At 58.5% G+C, this 16,271-nt stretch carries 20 protein-coding genes and 1 tRNA gene; 15 read left to right on the forward strand and 6 right to left on the reverse strand.

Going from position 1 to position 16,271, the window contains the following annotated elements; all coding sequences use genetic code 11:
* Positions 1–75: 75 nt before the first annotated feature.
* The 11 genes from ACXPUX_RS08925 to ACXPUX_RS08975 all read left to right on the forward strand — a co-directional run bounded on the left by ACXPUX_RS08925 (position 76) and on the right by ACXPUX_RS08975 (position 5,450).
* Positions 76–342, forward strand: coding sequence for an AbrB/MazE/SpoVT family DNA-binding domain-containing protein (locus ACXPUX_RS08925; RefSeq protein WP_458828000.1), 267 nt, complete (start codon positions 76–78; stop codon positions 340–342).
* Positions 339–605, forward strand: a complete 267-nt coding sequence (locus ACXPUX_RS08930; RefSeq protein WP_458828001.1) for a type II toxin-antitoxin system RelE/ParE family toxin — start codon at positions 339–341, stop codon at positions 603–605. The genes ACXPUX_RS08925 and ACXPUX_RS08930 overlap by 4 nt, the downstream gene beginning before the upstream one ends.
* A gap of 131 nt (positions 606–736) precedes the next feature.
* The gene (locus ACXPUX_RS08935) at positions 737–2,173 is read left to right on the forward strand and encodes a phage baseplate protein (RefSeq protein ID WP_458828002.1); all 1,437 of its coding nucleotides are present in this window, start codon (positions 737–739) and stop codon (positions 2,171–2,173) included.
* Positions 2,174–2,191: 18 nt separating this feature from the next.
* Positions 2,192–2,605, forward strand: coding sequence for a hypothetical protein (locus ACXPUX_RS08940; RefSeq protein WP_458828003.1), 414 nt, complete (start codon positions 2,192–2,194; stop codon positions 2,603–2,605).
* Between the two features lie 34 nt (positions 2,606–2,639).
* On the forward strand, positions 2,640–2,786 hold the full coding sequence (locus ACXPUX_RS08945; RefSeq protein WP_458828004.1) for a hypothetical protein: 147 nt from the start codon (positions 2,640–2,642) through the stop codon (positions 2,784–2,786).
* Positions 2,787–2,808: 22 nt separating this feature from the next.
* A complete protein-coding gene (locus ACXPUX_RS08950) occupies positions 2,809–3,360 on the forward strand; it encodes a GH25 family lysozyme (RefSeq protein WP_458828005.1) in 552 nt (183 codons plus the stop codon).
* Complete coding sequence (locus tag ACXPUX_RS08955) at positions 3,284–4,018, forward strand: hypothetical protein (protein WP_458828006.1); 735 nt, start codon at positions 3,284–3,286, stop codon at positions 4,016–4,018. Before ACXPUX_RS08950 ends, ACXPUX_RS08955 begins: the two co-directional genes overlap by 77 nt.
* Before the next feature lie 16 nt (positions 4,019–4,034).
* Positions 4,035–4,448 (forward strand): YcbK family protein, encoded by a 414-nt coding sequence (locus tag ACXPUX_RS08960; protein WP_458828007.1) that lies wholly within the window; start codon positions 4,035–4,037, stop codon positions 4,446–4,448.
* 15 nt (positions 4,449–4,463) lie between these two features.
* Entirely contained in the window at positions 4,464–4,730 is a 267-nt protein-coding gene (locus tag ACXPUX_RS08965) for a DUF6275 family protein (RefSeq protein ID WP_458828008.1), read from the forward strand.
* Positions 4,731–4,752: 22 nt separating this feature from the next.
* Positions 4,753–5,181: a phage holin family protein gene (locus ACXPUX_RS08970; RefSeq protein ID WP_458828009.1), complete on the forward strand. Its 429-nt coding sequence runs from the start codon at positions 4,753–4,755 to the stop codon at positions 5,179–5,181.
* A 2-nt stretch (positions 5,182–5,183) separates the two neighbouring features.
* Positions 5,184–5,450 carry a phage holin gene (locus tag ACXPUX_RS08975; protein ID WP_458828010.1) on the forward strand — a complete coding sequence of 89 codons (267 nt, stop codon included), beginning with the start codon at positions 5,184–5,186 and terminating at the stop codon, positions 5,448–5,450.
* Between the two features lie 336 nt (positions 5,451–5,786).
* On the opposite strand, the gene ACXPUX_RS08980 is transcribed toward ACXPUX_RS08975, so the two are convergent.
* Together ACXPUX_RS08980 and ACXPUX_RS08985 are read right to left on the reverse strand one after the other, a co-directional pair.
* Positions 5,787–5,862, reverse strand: a tRNA-Gly gene (locus ACXPUX_RS08980).
* 65 nt (positions 5,863–5,927) lie between these two features.
* Positions 5,928–7,499 (reverse strand): ABC transporter substrate-binding protein, encoded by a 1,572-nt coding sequence (locus ACXPUX_RS08985; protein ID WP_458828011.1) that lies wholly within the window; start codon positions 7,497–7,499, stop codon positions 5,928–5,930.
* Between the two features lie 250 nt (positions 7,500–7,749).
* Here ACXPUX_RS08985 and murD point away from each other — a divergent pair, with 250 nt between their 5' ends.
* From murD to ACXPUX_RS09000, 3 genes are all read left to right on the forward strand, one after another.
* Positions 7,750–9,153 (forward strand): UDP-N-acetylmuramoyl-L-alanine--D-glutamate ligase, encoded by a 1,404-nt coding sequence (gene murD / locus ACXPUX_RS08990; protein ID WP_458828012.1) that lies wholly within the window; start codon positions 7,750–7,752, stop codon positions 9,151–9,153.
* Positions 9,150–9,911: a GNAT family N-acetyltransferase gene (locus ACXPUX_RS08995; protein WP_458828013.1), complete on the forward strand. Its 762-nt coding sequence runs from the start codon at positions 9,150–9,152 to the stop codon at positions 9,909–9,911. The genes murD and ACXPUX_RS08995 overlap by 4 nt, the downstream gene beginning before the upstream one ends.
* 105 nt (positions 9,912–10,016) lie before the next feature.
* Positions 10,017–11,285, forward strand: coding sequence for a methionine gamma-lyase family protein (locus ACXPUX_RS09000; RefSeq protein WP_458828014.1), 1,269 nt, complete (start codon positions 10,017–10,019; stop codon positions 11,283–11,285).
* A gap of 108 nt (positions 11,286–11,393) precedes the next feature.
* Here ACXPUX_RS09000 and ACXPUX_RS09005 read toward each other — a convergent pair whose 3' ends face one another.
* The 4 genes from ACXPUX_RS09005 to proC all read right to left on the reverse strand — a co-directional run bounded on the left by ACXPUX_RS09005 (position 11,394) and on the right by proC (position 15,284).
* A complete protein-coding gene (locus ACXPUX_RS09005; RefSeq protein ID WP_458828015.1) occupies positions 11,394–11,834 on the reverse strand; it encodes a methylglyoxal synthase in 441 nt (146 codons plus the stop codon).
* Between the two features lie 572 nt (positions 11,835–12,406).
* Complete coding sequence (locus ACXPUX_RS09010; protein WP_458828016.1) at positions 12,407–13,669, reverse strand: glutamate-5-semialdehyde dehydrogenase; 1,263 nt, start codon at positions 13,667–13,669, stop codon at positions 12,407–12,409.
* A gap of 3 nt (positions 13,670–13,672) precedes the next feature.
* On the reverse strand, positions 13,673–14,470 hold the full coding sequence (gene proB, locus ACXPUX_RS09015; protein ID WP_458828017.1) for a glutamate 5-kinase: 798 nt from the start codon (positions 14,468–14,470) through the stop codon (positions 13,673–13,675).
* A gap of 7 nt (positions 14,471–14,477) precedes the next feature.
* A complete protein-coding gene (gene proC / locus ACXPUX_RS09020) occupies positions 14,478–15,284 on the reverse strand; it encodes a pyrroline-5-carboxylate reductase (protein WP_458828018.1) in 807 nt (268 codons plus the stop codon).
* A 279-nt stretch (positions 15,285–15,563) separates the two neighbouring features.
* On the opposite strand from proC, the gene ACXPUX_RS09025 reads away from it, so the two are divergent.
* Complete coding sequence (locus tag ACXPUX_RS09025; protein ID WP_458828019.1) at positions 15,564–16,139, forward strand: TetR-like C-terminal domain-containing protein; 576 nt, start codon at positions 15,564–15,566, stop codon at positions 16,137–16,139.
* The last annotated feature ends 132 nt before the right edge of the window (positions 16,140–16,271 follow it).

Consider the following 16,271-nt stretch of genomic DNA (forward strand, 5'->3'; position numbering starts at 1 on the left):
GCTTTTTGGGCGGGAGGGTGTATAATGAGGGTAAGAAAGTAAGAAAATCTTACAAGAAGAAAGGAGCGCAACGCTATGCTGACGGAACTGAGAACAAAATCGCAGATCACGATCCCGAAGGACATCGTGCTGAAGATGGGGCTGCGGGAAGGCGACAAGCTGGAGATCGTGGAGAAGGACGGGGTGATCGAGCTGATGCCGGTGGCGGTGTACCCGAAGAAGTATCTGGAGGAGCTGCGCAGCGAGATCGACGAGGCAAAGGCAAAGCTGGCGGCGGGAGAGCAGCCGGTGTTTGACACGGTGGATGCACTGTTTGAGGCATTGGACGGTGCAGAGAAATGACGTACAGGATCACCTATACAAAACGGTTTGAAAAGAACCTGAAAAAGCTGACCGCCACGGAAAGGGCGCAGCTGAAAAAGAAGCTGGAGATCCTGATGATGGACCCGCTGTACCCGTCTTTGCGGACGAAGCGGATACAGGGAACGGCGGATCTATTTGAGTTCAGCGTAAACATGGATGTGCGGGTGATCTGGCAGTACGAGGGGGACACCCTTATTCTGCTGCTGGACATCGGGCACCATGATATCCTGAACAGATTCTAAACAGAATAAGACAGAGCAAGGCTCAGGCGTGAAGGGTTACGCCTGAGCCTTGCTATTTTTATGCGAGAATGTCCGCAGGTGTTTTGCAAAGCGGGATGCGGTAGACTGGACACAGGAAAGGAGGCCGGGAGATGCTGGTAAGAATTTTAAAGCGCACCTTTGGCGGGGCAGAGTACTGCCCGGAGCAGAAGGTGCTGAAGCTGGGCGGCGAGGGCAGCACCGGGGTGGAGACACTGGAATTTGAGCTGCCGGAGGAATGGGACGGCATGACGGTGACGGTACATGTGCAGCAGCTTGACGGCACGCTGCCGCAGCCGGTGATACTGGGAGAGGACAGGTGCCTGGAGGTGGACAGGATGTTTACCGCCAGCGAAAAGGGACTGTGGATGCTGCGGGCAATGGACGGCAACGGATACTGCGCCATGACGAGACCCGCGCGGTACGAGTGCTACGAGACCTTTGCCACAGACGGAGATGCCGAGATCACCCCGAGCCAGTACGAGGCCTTTGTGGCGCAGGTACTGGGGGCAGCGAACACGGCAAGCCAGAAGGCGAAGGAGGCGCAGAGCGCGGCGGACAGGGCGGAAAGTGCAGCCGGGGCGGCACAGGATGCACAGACCGCCGCAGCGGGCAGTGAGCAGCGGGCAAAGAGCGAGGCGGAAAACGCACGGACGGCGGCGCAGCAGGCGGGCGAAGCGGCGGCGCGGGCAGAGGAATATGCACCCAAGGACGGCACTGTGCTGAGCGTGAACGGCAAGGGCGGCGCGGTACAGCTGAACGCCGAGGACGTAGGGGCGATGGATGCGGACAGGGGAGACCTTGTGCAGCAGGTGGCGCTGGAGGGCCGAACACTGACTGTAACGTTTGCGGACGGCACGCAGCAGACCTACACCACGCAGGACACCACAGAGCTTACGGCAATGACCGGGGTGCTGAGCACAGCACACGGCGGCACGGGGCTTGGCCGGGCGCTGACAGCGGCAGACGTGGGGGCCGTGGGAAAAGGCAGCGGGGACTACCTGAGGGACGTGCGGATGCATGGTCAGAGCCTTGTCCTGACCATGGGCAACGGAAAGAGCATCACAGAGACGGTGCTGCCGTGTGCCACCGCAGACGTGCTGGGCGGCGTGAAGGTGGGCAGCGGTCTGACGGTCGATTCGGACGGAAGGCTTTCTGCGGACAGTGCTTTGGCGGCCTACCCCGTTGGCAGCATCTACCAGAGCGCCGACCCCACCAGCCCTGCCGCGCTGTTCGGCGGCAGCTGGGAGGAGATCGCGTCCGAGCGGGTGCTGATGGGTGCGTCCAGAACCCACGCAGCGGGCACTACCGTGGAGGCCGGTCTGCCGAACATCACAGGTTCTTTTGTTGCAAATGTACGCAGTCGTTCTCATAATGTATCCGGCGCATTCACTGCCAAAAACCTGAGCACATCGACGGGTGCAGACAACAGCGATGCTCAGGTGTATAAGTTCAGTCTGGATGCATCCAATTCCAATGCCATCTACGGCGCAAGCAGCACCGTGCAGCCCGCCGCCTACTATGTGCACATCTGGCGGCGCGTGGCCTGAGAAAGGAGGCTTTGACTTATGAAAATCATTGACGAGAACGGCGCGGTCGTGGAAAACCCCGACCTGACGCTTGGGTATCTGGTGGGCGGCACCGAGCCAGTGGAGCACCCCGCCGTGGAAGGCGTGGAGGAGCAGTGGCACTGGGAGACCGTGACCGAGTATCCGAACGGTGGCAGGGACGTGCAGAAGATCGTTGACCGTCCCGGTGTGACCGCGCAGGAGGAATGGGTGGAGCAGGTGCCTATCCAGAGGTACATCCGCTACACCGCCGAAGAGCTGGCCGCGCAGGAAGAAGCACGCAAAAAGCAGGAAGCAAAGGACAAGCTGCCGGAGACAGTGGCGGCACTGCAGGAAGATAACAAGACGCTGAAAGAAGAAAATGCGATGCTCAAGCAATGCTTGCTTGAAATGAGCGAGATCGTATATGCTTGAGCGTGTTAAACAGAAACTGGAAAGGACTGTATTTATGATGGTGATGTTGTGGGCACAGGAAATTATGTCTGCTGAGACTATGGAAGAGGCAAAGGCTCTGTATGAGCGCTGCCCCCGCCTGTTGAAGGAGAAGGTCAAGGCAATTCTTATCAAGAGCGGCTTTGAGGAAATCGTACAGTAAGGAGGACGCTATGGCTTAAATCATGGACGTATCCCGGTATCAGGGCACGATTGACTGGGAGAAGGTCAAGGCAAGCGGCAAGGTGGACGGCGTGATGATTCGCGCCATGGGCAACAGCGCCGAGGGTCTGCCAAGCAAGCCCTACACCGACCCGCAGTTTGCCCGCAACTACGCAGAATGCAAGCGGATGGGCATCCCATGCGGCGTGTATGGCTATTTCAAGGCAGTCGATCGGGAGCAGGCCGACAAGGAGCTGGCCTATTTCAAGAAGCTGCTCACCGGCAGGCCCGGCTGGCCCGAAAGGCGACAAGGGCGACCCCGGCACTCTGGGTACGGCGACCGCAGCACCTGTCTACACGCCCAGCCGCAGGGGCTGCGTGAACTATGCGGACGTGGCTGGCTGAGACTATGCGCAGATCATCATCTACGGCCAGAGCCTTGCCTCCGGCACCGAGAGCCAGATCGCACTGACCGATACGGCACTGGACGGTGTGTACATGGTGGGCAGCAGCGCGCACTGGTATCAGGCTGCCACCACCACCGGCCTGAACCCCTGCAAGAACGTGGGCTTTGAATCCCCCATCGTGGCGGCGGTGAACCACTTCGCCACCATGTACCGCAGACACCGGGATGGCACTGAAAGCGGCTATCTGACCGGGGACGGCCTGACGCTGGCTGCAAACAGTGCCGTGAAGATCCCCGTGGTAAGCGGGATGCCGGACGACATCGAGATCTACATGGACTTCACGCTCCCTGCAAGCCTGTACGGAGATGGCCTGAGCAATAAGGGCTTTATTTCGCTGGCAAAGGGCACTGCGAATGTGCTCGCCTTCGGCAGTGAGCAGTACAGCTATGCGTGGCCTTCGATCTATGGCATTGCGGAAGGAAAAACGGCAGAAGCAGACTGCGCATGGCGCTGGGCGACAGACGCCGGTGGCACTTCACTGGGAAACACCTATATGTGGTGGGGTGACCAGTCCCTGCACCATCATCTGCGGCTGCGGCTGAACACCTCCGGCGGCGGTGAGTTTGCGATGCAGGCAAATACAAACGGCGAAAACTGGTGCACCTGGACAATGCCTGCCCATGGCGGCGCAGAGAACAAGTACCCCGGCTTCAAGACCTTCAAGAGCGCCTGTGACGCGATCCTGCTGGGCAACCGTGCGACCCTGAATTTCTGCCCCGCAGGCACTATCTTCCATAGCGCTTATATCAAGGAATACAACGGTTAAGGAAAGGATGTGAACTATGGCAATCAAACAATACAGCCTTACCAAAGACGGCAACCGCCGCCTTGCACCGGACTTTAAGGTGCGGGAGCTGCGCTGCAAAGATGGCAGCGACACCGTTATGGTGGACGAGGCGCTGACCGTGGTGCTGCAGTGCATCCGGGAGCACTTTGGGAAGCCGGTGACAATCACCAGCGGCTACCGGACGGCGGCGCACAATGCGGCCGTGGGCGGCGCAAAGAGCAGCCAGCACCTGCTGGGCCGGGCGGCAGACATCCGGGTGCAGGGCGTAAGCGTGGAGGACGTAGCCGCCTACGCCGAAAGCCTGATGCCGGACTGGGGAGGCGTGGGACGCTACCCCGTCAAGGCGGGCAGAGCCACCGGCTGGGTGCACGTGGATACCCGGGCGACAAAGAGCAGATGGACGTTATGAAGGAGGATACATACTATGATCATTACCGGTATGGCAGAATACGAAAGCGTGTGCAAGAACGCACTGGTTGAGTGGTACAATGCGCACCGCGAGACCAAAATCACCCTCGAAAACGTCTTTGTGGTATGGGCTTGTAAGACGCTTCAGAACTACAAGGCGCTGCTGTCTACCACCGTGAGCGGTGACGGCATCTATGCCGAGTACACCTACAACGGCGATAAGCAGGAGCTGTACGAGGACGTGTACGGCAAACTGACCAACCGCTGCGTCAAGCAGCAGTAAAAAGGACGAGGAGGACGTGAAGATGAAGGAGTATTTTTGCACTGCCGTGGGGCTGATCGGCGGTGCCATTGCCAGCCTGTACGGCGGCTGGGACGCGGCGCTGCAGACGTTGATCATCTGCATGGCGGTGGACTACATCACCGGTCTGATCGTGGCGGGGGTGTTCCATGCAAGCCCTAAGACCAAGACCGGCACGCTGGAGAGCAGAGCGGGGTGGAAGGGCCTGTGCCGCAAGGGCATGAGCCTGCTGATCGTACTGGTGGCGTGCCGGCTGGATGCCGTGATGGGCTCCAGCTTTGTGCGGGATGCGGTGGTGATCGGATTTATTGCAAATGAGACCTTGAGCATCATCGAGAACGCGGGGCTGATGGGCGTACCGATCCCGAAGGTGCTGGCAAGAGCCGTGGATATTTTGAAGCAGCGCTCGGAAGAAGAGCAGAAAGGAAGCTGAACATGAAAGCACACATCTCTACTTACAACGAACCGACCATATCTGCGGGCACCGTGGCACGCACCGCCTGCCTGCTGCTGGCGCTGACCAATCAGGTGCTGAGCGCCCTAGGCAAGCCGGTGCTGCCCATCGAGAGCGAGACGGTGGAGCAGCTGGTGACGGCGGGGATCACAAGCATTGCGGCGCTGGTGGCGTGGTGGAAGAATAACTCTTTCACGCCGGAGGCCATCAAGGCGGACGAGACGCTGGAGAGGATGAAGAAGTGTTGATGAAACGCTGAGGGCGTGGTATAATAGCGGCACGGGTTAAGTGCTGATAGAATTATATCTTATTTGTCTGAGGTAGAATTTTCGTTGCACGATTAAAGCGGCAGGCTGTTCCAGAGCCTGCCGCTTTGCTTTTGGGGTGGGGGAGGGAGAAGAAAATAAATATGGACAAAACGACACTCCTGAGGGAAAGAAAAATCCCTTGGGAGTGTCGTGTTTTGGGGAGCTTATTGGGGAGTTTACGAGGACTTATCACGAATTTTTACGTCATTTTTTGAAATGGACGCAAACAAAAAAGCGGTAAAACGAACAAACTTTGAACGTTTCACCGCTATATTTTGGAGCAGGATACGGGACTCGAACCCGCCGCCTACTGCTTGGGAAGCAGTCGCTCTACCGGATGAGCTAACCCTGCAAGTGCTCCATTATTGTAACAAAGCAGGGCGGGAATGTCAAGGCTTTTCTGCACGAAATTTGCGGTCAGCTCATTTTAGCCCAAGTCAGGTCCAGCACAGGGAAAAACGGGTCGAATACCAAGTCGCGCACGCCGTTCGCCAGCAGCAGACGCTTCTGCTGTGCCATCAGGGGCACTACGGTGCAGCCTTCCAGCAGCTGCTGCTCGCACTGCGCCAGCAGGGCACAGCGGGCTTTGCCGGTCTGCTGTGCGCTCAGGGCCAGACGGTCGGCATAAACAGTATCGGCGTAGCCGGTCAGGCTACCTCCCTCAGTGGTGAACTGCTGCAGCATCTGGTACACGCTGCCGCCCTCGGCACGGATGGGCGCAAGGGCAATGGTGTATTTCCCGGCGGCAATGCGGGTATCAAACTCGTCCTGCTCCACCTCTTCCACCGAGAAGAACAGGGAACACTCCTTCTGCCATGCGCTGTTGATCTGGTCGGCCAGTTCGCCCAGCCCGGCGTTCTTGGGCAGCAGCAGGGTCACGCCGGAAAAATCCGAGGTCGCCATGCCCTGCCGCGCAGCCAGATACAGGGCCTTCGGCTCTGGGATGGTGGGCAGGGGATTCCCGGCAGCTTTGCGGTAGTCCAGACCGTCCACGGTCAGTCCCTCCGGCACAAGCCCCTTTGCAGCGGCGTACAGGCCGCTGGAGGGCACATCGGCGTTTTCCCGGGCAATACCGGCCAGCGCCTGCCGCAGCTGCTGGTTCTGGAACACCGTCCCCTCCGCCGCGTTGAACAGCAGCGCCCATGTGGTGTCGGAATAGCTTACGGTCTGCAAGCTGGTGGCTTCGCCGCTCTCGTCCAGCGCGGCAGAGCATTTGCCGTCGGCAATGAGCTGGGCTGCGCTTTTGCCGCTGCCGCTGGTGTCCTGCACCAGACGCAGACTTCCGACCAGCGGGCTCTCCACAGTACGCCGCAAAAACAGGCCGTTTGCCGTCCAGTTATACAGGTAAAAGCTGCCGCTGGAAAGCGTAGTCTTGGCGGTCAGCCCGTAGGTGCCCCGGGTGCTCTCAAAAAAGACCTCGTCACAGGGGGCTGCACCGGGCATGGCCAGCTTTGCTAAAAAATTATCGTCCCGCTCGCTCAGCCGGAACACCAACGTCAGCGCCCCATTGGCCGAAACGCCCAGACTGCTTTCGTCTGCCAGCCCCATCAGCACGGCGGCGCTGTTCTGGATGGCGGAAAACTCCACCGCATAGGGCGAGGCGGTATCGGCGCGGAAAATGCGCCGGAATGCAAACACAAAATCCTCGGCGGTAATACCGTACTCTGTGGCAGTACCCTTGGCGGCTGCGTAGGTCAGGCCGTCCTTCAGGGTAAAGGTGTAGGTCAGCCCGTCCGGGGACACCGTCCATTTTTCGCACAGCCCCGGCACAAGTTCACCGTCCGGGTCTTTGCGCACCAGCGTGCCGTACAGGTTTTCACAGGCGATGACATCCGACGCAGCGGAAGCCACCTGTGGATCCAGATTTGCGGGGATGCTGTCCACGAACCATGTAAAGCTGGCAGAGTTTGTGGAGCTGCCGCAGCCGGTCAGGGCAAAAAGAAACGCAGCAGCCAGCACCGCTGCGGTAAAACGCAACCATCGTTTCAAAAAGAATAACCTCATTCCGTTCATCTTCGCGCAGAAACGGCAAAAAACGCTCTGCAACGACAAGTGTAGCAGAAAGCAGCGGAAAAAACAATTGTCTTTTTGTGAATTTATCGGGCTTTTTGAAGCAGACTGTGCGGTTTTCCGTTGCCAATTGCGCGCAAATGGACTATAATGGTACAGCAAAGTGATTCCCGCGCTGCCCGTGCGGCGCGGTGCTATACCATGATCCTATAGAGGAGGAACTGTTTTTATGCAGAAAGATCAGCAGAAGCTTGCCCAGCTTATCCAGGGCAAAAAGGTCGCCTTTATCGGCGCAGGCGTCAGCCACAAGACCCTCATCAAGGAGTTTGTGGAACTGGGCGCTCATGTGACCCTGTGCGACCAGAAAAAGAGCGTGGAGGATTTTGGCGATTACGCCGCCACCATCCGGGAGCTGGGTATTGACCTGAGCCTTGGCGAAAACTATCTGGACGGCTTCAAGGGACAGGACATCATCATGCGCACCCCGGGCTTTGTGGGCTACTTTGAAAAGCCCCTGCAGGATGCCATGGCTGCCGGCACTATGGTCACCAGTGAGGTGGAACTGTTCTTCGACTTCTGCCCCTGCGAGATCGTTGCAGTGACCGGCTCGGACGGCAAGACCACCACCACCACCCTCATCTCCAAGTTCTACGAGGCCGCAGGCCGCAAGGTGCATCTGGGCGGCAACATCGGCGCAGCGCTGCTGCCCATGCTGCCGGAGGTTTCCCCGGAGGATGTGGCTGTGGTGGAGCTTTCCAGCTTCCAGCTGATCAGCATGCACGCAAGCCCCAACATTGCGGTGGTCACCAACGTGACCCCGAACCATCTGGACCACCACAAGGACATGCAGGAATACATCGATGCCAAGCGCAATATCCTGCTGTACCAGAAGCAGCCCTGCCGCGCCGTGCTGGGCTATGAGAACGAGATCAGCCGCTCCATGCAGGCAGACTGTAAGGGCAAGCAGGTGTGGTTCACCCGCCTGCACGATACCGACAACGGTGCTTTCCTGCGCAAGGAGGACGGCATGCTCTGCATGGCCGAGGATGGCGTTGTGACCCCTTTCCTTGCCCAAAAGGACATCAAGCTGCGCGGCCTGCACAACATCGAAAATCTGCTGGCTGCTGCCGCTGCCGTGTGGGGCGAGGTGCCCGTAGAAGCTATCCGTCAGGTGGGCGGCACCTTCACCGGTGTGGAGCACCGCATCGAGCCGGTGCGCACCTTGGACGGCGTGCTGTACTATAACGATTCTATCGGCACCAGCCCCACCCGTACCATTGCCGGTCTGCGCAGCTTTGGCCAGAAGGTCATCCTCATCGCGGGCGGCTACGATAAGCACATCCCTTACGAGCCGCTGGCGCCGGAGGTCATCGCCCACGTCAAAAATCTGGTGCTGATGGGTGCTACCGGCCCCCGCATCGAGCAGGCTGTGCGGGAGTGCCCCGGCTTTGACGAGACTGCGCTGCCCATTCAGCACGCAGATAACATGCAGCACGCCGTAGAGCTGGCGCGTGCCGCCGCGAAGCCCGGGGATATCATCATCCTGTCCCCGGCAAGTGCTTCTTTTGACCTGTACCCCAACTTTGAGGTGCGCGGCCGCGAGTTCAAAAAGATCGTCAACGCGCTCAAGTGATCGCACAGGTAAAGGATGCAAAGCGCCGCACCCGGTTCGCAAATGCCTGCCGGGGTCTGCCGGTGCTGGACGCTCTGCTGCCGCTGGACTGTGCGCTCTTTCGCAAAAGCCAGCCGTGGCGATTCTATGCGGGCCCCACGCTGGCGCTGGAGCTTTCCGGCAGCACGGCATGGCTGGCCGGGCACGCAAACCCCGCAGAGCTGGCAAGCTTTTTGTCCTTCTGCGGGTGCGAGAGTGCCATTCTGGACGAGACTGTCTGCCCGCCGCCGGACGGCTGGCACAAGGCAGAAACGCTGACCGTGTTTGGTCTGCCGCAGACTGGGTCACTGCCCCTGCCCGCCGTGGACGAAGCTTTGTGGACGCAGCTGACCCTCTGTCGGGAAGCGCCCGCCGCCCGGGTGGCAGCAGCACTTTACCCCGCAGACCCCGCCCGGCAGGCGGATTTTTACTCGGAGCTGTGTACAAAGCGCAGCCGGGGCAGGGCAATGGCGTGGACATTGGAACAGGGAAGCACGGTCGTCTGCACCGTGGGTGCTTATGCCCTGTGCAATGGGCAGGCCTACATGGCCTGCGGGCAGACCGCAGAGCCGCTGCGGGGCAGAGGCATCGGCGGGCGGCTCATTGTGGAAATGGCAAACAGCCTTGCCGCTGAAGGCCTGCGCCCGGTATTCCTCTGCGCACCGGAGCGGGTGCGGTTTTATACACGCCTTGGCTTTGTAAAGCTGGCAGAGTACGCCCGCTATGTGCCCGAAAAATAATAAAGCTTTTTGCAAAAAATGCCAGTTCTCCCGAAAGGAAGAACTGGCATTGCAACACAAAGGCTCAGAGAGCCAAAAATAACAGGAAGGAACTATCACGTTATAATGTCGATTCTGAACCACTTTTTTAATTACAAGCCCGAGGTGCTGGCGCTGGACGAAAAGGCCATGGAGCTGTGCCAGCCCTATTTCCGCCAGATGGAGGAGATCCGGGATTTCAACCAGCTGAAGATGCTCAAGGCCTTTGCAGATACCCAGATGTCCTCCACCGATATGCTGGGCACCACCGGCTACGGCCTGTGGGATACCGGCCGCGCCAAGCTGGAGCAGATCTTTGCACAGGTCATGGGCGCAGAGGATGCGCTGGTGCGCAGCCAGTTCCAGAGCGGTACCCACACGCTGGCGGTGGCACTGTTTGGTCTGCTGCGGGCAGGGGACACCCTGCTGGCTGCCACCGGCCGCCCCTACGATACGCTGGAGGGCGTCATCGGTCTGGACGGCAAGGGCAAGGGCACCGGTACCCTGATGGACTACGGCGTAAACTACGACGAAGCTCCCCTCAAGGCCGACTTCACCCCGGACTACGAGCTGATCGCCCAAAAGGCTCCCGACGCTAAGGTGTGTCACATCCAGCGCAGCCGCGGCTATTTACAGCGCAACGCCTTTGATCTGGCCACCATCCGCAAAATTGCCGATACCGCCCGTGCCGCAAACCCGGAGATCATCATCTTTGTGGACAACTGCTACGGCGAGTTCACCCAGACGCAGGAGCCCTGTCAGGTGGGCGCAGATATCGCCGTGGGCAGCTTGATCAAAAACCCCGGCGGCGGCATTGCACCCACCGGCGGCTACATCGTAGGACGCAGGGATCTGGTGGAGCTGTGCGCTTACCGCCTGAACGCCCCCGGCCTTGGCAAGGAGCTGGGTTGCACGCTGGAGACGCCCCGGGATATGTATCTGGGCTTCTACTACGCCCCCGGCGTGGTGTGCGAGGCTATCAAGACCGCCATCTACGCTCAGTGCATGCTGGAGCTGCTGGGCAAAAAGCCCATCCCGCGCTACTGCGAGGATCACAACGATATCGTCACCTGCTTTGATGCCGGTACGGCAGAAGCGCTCATCGGCTTCTGTCAGGGCATTCAGGCCGCCAGTCCCGTGGACAGCTATGCCGCCCCGGAACCCAGCCCGGAGCCGGGCTACACCGACGAGGTGGTCATGGCCAGCGGCAGCTTTACGCAGGGCAGCACCATTGAGCTTTCCTGCGATGGCCCTCTGCGCGCTCCCTATACCTGCTATTTGCAGGGCGGCCTGAACTTTGCAGCCAGCCGCGCCGGTGTGCTGCTGGCTGTCCAGAAAGCTTATTTTAAGGAGTAATGTTTGCCCTGCGGGCAGGACATCGTTATAACAAAAAGGAGCTATCGCACAACACGCTGCGATAGCTCCTTTTTCCCTCTATACACAATATAACACACAAATAAACGCTTACACGGCACGGGCCTGCACCACGGGGATCGGCTCGATCAAGGCCGGGTGAATCCCCTCGCGGTAGTCCAGATCTCCCTGATCCAGACCACGCAGCAGCACCTCTGCGGTAGCAATGTTGGTGGCAATGGGTACGCTGTGCATATCGCACAGGCGCAGCAGATTCTGCTCGGTCAGACTGGCGGCATCGGCCTTCAGCGGGTCGCGGAAGAACAGCACCAGATCCACTTCATCGCAGGCAACGCGGGAGGTGATCTGCTGCACACCGCCCAGCTTACCCGAGAGGTAACAATGCACCGGCAGACCAGTGGTCTGCGCAAGCATCCGGCCGGTGGTACCGGTGGCAATAACATTATTGCGGGAAAGGATGGCACTGTAAGCGGTACAGAACTGCAAGGCCAGTTCTTTGCGGGAATCGTGGGCAAGAATTGCGATCGTCATAGGATGCTCTCTCCTTTACTTATTTTTACATAGTACCAGTTATGATGTACGAATTTTGAAATCCTGTGAAACGGGAGTGAAATCGATATCAAATCTTACAATATAGTTTTACCGCATCAAAAACGCTCTGTCAAGAGAAAATTTTGTTTTTTTCACCTATAAAAACATAAAAGCAATACTTTAACATTGTGAGAAACAGCAAAATCTTGGATACATACCACTATCCAAGAGCATCCGTTTTCTGGGAAAAGTGAAATATTTTTCACTTTTTGTGCTTGTTTTGAAACACAGTCCATCCCGATAAAACAAAAATACAGGCCAAAGCAGCTTGCATCGGCCTGTACAGGAAATTTTTTTCAACTATCAAAAACTTGCGGTGCGGTAGTAGGGCAACGGTTTTCAGTATAAAAATTTTTGTTCGTAAAAATGGGATCATAGAAAATTCGGATTACAGATGCCGTTTGCCTATATGACCCTAACTGCACAAAAGGCTTCAGGAATGCTCACAGACAGTTCGGAAGCCTTTTGTTATGAGAAACGATTCAAAAGCGATGGTTGGAGGGCAGGGGAGATCACCGGATCTGCCCGTCACCGTGGATAACGTATTTATAGCTGCAAAGCTCCTCCAGCCCCATGGGACCCCGGGCGTGCAGCTTCTGGGTAGAAATACCCATCTCGCAGCCCAGACCAAACTCGCCGCCGTCGGTAAAGCGGGTGGAGCAGTTTACATACACGGCAGCACTGTCTACCGCAGCGGTAAAGCGGTCGGCGTCTGCCTGCGTCCGGGTCAGAATGGCTTCACTGTGGCCGGTGGAATGCTGTGCAATGTGGGCAATGGCTTCGTCCACGCTGTCCACCACCTTGACGGCAAGAATATAGTCCAGAAACTCGGTGTCAAAGTCCGCAGGACCGGCAGGTGTACCGGGAATGATGGCAGCAGCGCGTGCATCCAGCCGCAGTTCTACCGGCAGCTTGCCCGCAGCTACGCGGGCGGGGCCAAGACGTTGCGCGAGCTTGGGCAGAAACTCCTGTGCAATGGCAGAGTGCACCAGACAAACCTCCTCGGCGTTGCACACGCTGGGGCGGCTGGCCTTGGCGTTTTCAATAATGTCCAGCGCCTTGGCCTGATCGGCGGTGTCGTCCACAAAAATGTGGCAGATACCGGTACCGGTCTGGATGCAGGGCACCTTGGCGTTTTCCACGCAGGCGCGGATCAGCCCTGCGCCGCCCCGGGGGATCAGCAGATCCACATAGCCCACGGCGGTCATCAGGGCATTGGCAGAAGCGTGGGTGGTATCCTCGATCAGGCAGACCGCGTTTTCCGGCAGGCTGTTCTCCCGCAGCCCCTGCCGCAGAGCCTGCACAATGGCGTTGGCGCTGCGCCATGCCTCCTTGCCGCAGCGCAGGATGCAGGCGTTGCCGCTCTTGATGGCAAGGGCGGCGGCATCGCTGGTCACGTTGGGACGGCTCTCGTAGATGATGGCGATCACGCCCATGGGCACGGCGGTCTTTTCGATTACCAGCCCGTTGGGGCGTTCCACCCGCTTCAGCACCCGGCCCACCGGATCGGGCAGGGCGGCAACCTCTTCAATGCCCTTTGCCATGGCGCGGATGCGCTCCTCGGTCAGGGCAAGACGATCCAGCATCACCTCGCTGATATGTCCCTTTGCGGCGGCCATATCGTCGGCGTTTGCGGCAAGGATAGCCGTCATGTTTGCCGGGCTGCACAGCTGCGCAGCCATACTGCGCAGTGCCTGTGCGCGGCTGGCGCCATCAGCCAGTGCCAACGCAGCCTTTGCCCCGCGGGCGGCTTCCAGAATTTCCTGTGTGGTCATAGCTCAAACCTCCTGTGTGGACAGTGCGGGCTGCTTGTGCCCGGCAAAGCGGGTGCCGATGGGCTTGCCCGCAGCGATATCATACAGCAGCTCCGGATGTGCGCCGTTGGCGATGACCATATCTGCACCGCTGCCGGTCACCATGCGGGCGGCCCGCAGCTTGGTTGCCATGCCGCCGGTGCCCAGCGCCGAGCCTGCACCGTCTGCCAGCGCCATCACATCGGAGGTGATCTCCTCCACCAGTGGGATGAGCGCCGCATCCGGGTGGGTGTGGGGGTTCGCAGTGTACAGGCCGTCAATGTCGCTCAGCAGCACCAGCAAGTCGGCCTTGCAGCAGCAGGCCACAATAGCGGCCAGTGTGTCGTTGTCGCCAATGGAGGTGATCTCATCGGTGGCAACACTGTCGTTTTCATTGATGATGGGCAGTGCGCCCAGCTCCAGCAGACGGGTCAGGGTGTTCTGGATGTTCACCCGGCGTTCGGTGTGCTCCACGTCCACGCCGGTAAGCAAGATCTGCGCTACCGTGTGATCGTAGGCACTGAACAGCCGGTCGTAGGTGTACATCAGCTCGCACTGCCCCACGGCGGCGCAGGCCTGCTTGGTGGTGGTATCCTTGGGACGTGTAGGCAGCGAAAGCTTGCCCACACCCATGCCGATAGCGCCGGAGGACACCAGAATGACCTCGTGTCCCTCATTCTTTAAATCGCTCAATACCTTGACCAGTTCCTCTGCATGGCGGATGTTCAGCCGCCCAGTGGGGTATGCCAATGTGGAGGTGCCCACTTTCACAACGATGCGCATGATTCCATTAACCCTTTCCCATTTCCTTTGTTTTGTCGTAAGCGGCCAGCACGGCATCCATCACCGCACCGCGCAGCCCGTGTTCTTCCAGTACCCGCACGCCCTGAATGGTGCTGCCGCCGGGGCTGCACACAGCGTCCTTCAGCGCACCGGGGTGCTTGCCGCTTTCCAGCACCAGCTTTGCGCTGCCCAGCACCATCTGTGCGGCGTACTCCTGTGCCTTTGCCCGGGGCAGACCGCAGGCCACGCCGCCGTCAGCCAACGCTTCAATAAACTGGTACACCCATGCCGGGCCGCAGCCGGAAACGCAGCTTGCGGCATCGATCATGCCCTCGGCTACGGCGTCCAGACGCCCGGCGGGAGCCATCAGCTGACAGAATGCGGCCTCCTCCTCGGCGGTCACGTTGGCAGAGCAATACTGGATCATACCTTCGCCCACCGATGCCGGGGTATTGGGCATGATGCGGATGACAGGGTAGTCGCCGCCCGCCATCTCCTGAATGCGTGCCATCGGCAGACCGGCGGCCATGGTGCACAGCACGAACCGCTTGGTGCGCTCGGCAAGGATAAACCGCAGCGGTTCCAGCATGGCTTCCATCATCTGGGGCTTCACCGCCAGAAAGATCAGGTCACAGTCACCGGCCACCTCGGCGTTGGTGGCCGTCTGGCAGCCCAGTTCAGCAGCCAGCGCCTCGGCTTTCGCCGCCGTGCGGTTGGCCAGAAATACATTCTCAGGATCAGTAGCCTTGCACACAGCGCGGGCAATGGCACCGCCCATGTTTCCACAGCCTAAAAACCCAATGGTTTTCATCATAATAATAACCCTCCCTCGGCAGGTATGCACTGCATAAAATTCTGCTTCTTATTCATTCTAAGCAACCGCTGTGAGAAAATCAAGACTTTTGTCTTATTTTGGGCAGATATAATGCAAAAACAGCACTTTCGGGGCGGGCAGCGCACACACAAACTTCATAAAAAGGTAAGAATCTTTACTTGAAATAAGGTCGTATTTTGCGGTAAAATAAATCATGGGGTATCATTCACAGATCTACTGTAAACGGCAGAGGCGTCTGCCAGGAAAGGATGGGTTTTTGTGTCACAAACGACAAAACGGGCACTGGAGGCATCTTTGAAGAAGCTGCTGCTGGAAAAGCCCCTGAACAAGATCACGATCAACGATATCACCGAGGACTGCGGGGTCAACCGCATGACCTTTTATTACCATTTCAAGGATATTTACGATCTGGTGGACTGGATCCTTGCAGAGGATGCCGCCAAGGCGATGGAAGGCCGCCGGGGCTTTGGTACATGGAGCGAAGCCTATCTGGACGTTCTGCACCAGCTGCAGGATAACAAGACCCTTGTGCTCAACGTTTACCGCTCGGTGGGCAGGGAACAGGTGGAGCAGTACCTTTATAGATTGCTGGACCCCATCCTGAAGGACTTTGCAGACCGCGAGTGCCACGATATTACCGTGCAGGATGAGGATAAACAGTTTGTTGTCGATTTTTACAAGTATGCACTGGTGGGCATGACGCTGGAATGGATCCGCCGGGATATGAAAGGCGACCCCAAGAAGATGGTGGAGCGCGTGAGCACCATGATCCACGGAGATTTCCGCCGGGCACTGTGCCGCCTGAGCACCGGCAGCCTGAAAATAGAGGAATGAAGCGCTTTTTATCCGAGTGGCTTCAATAAAATTTTATCAAAGGGTACGCCGTGATGGGTTTTCCATCACGGCGTATTTTCTGTTTATGGTAGAAAAACACGCAAAGTGGTAGGATGTGGTCAAGCAAAATAA

It is taken from the genome of Faecalibacterium sp. PGM34, assembly GCF_054456555.1.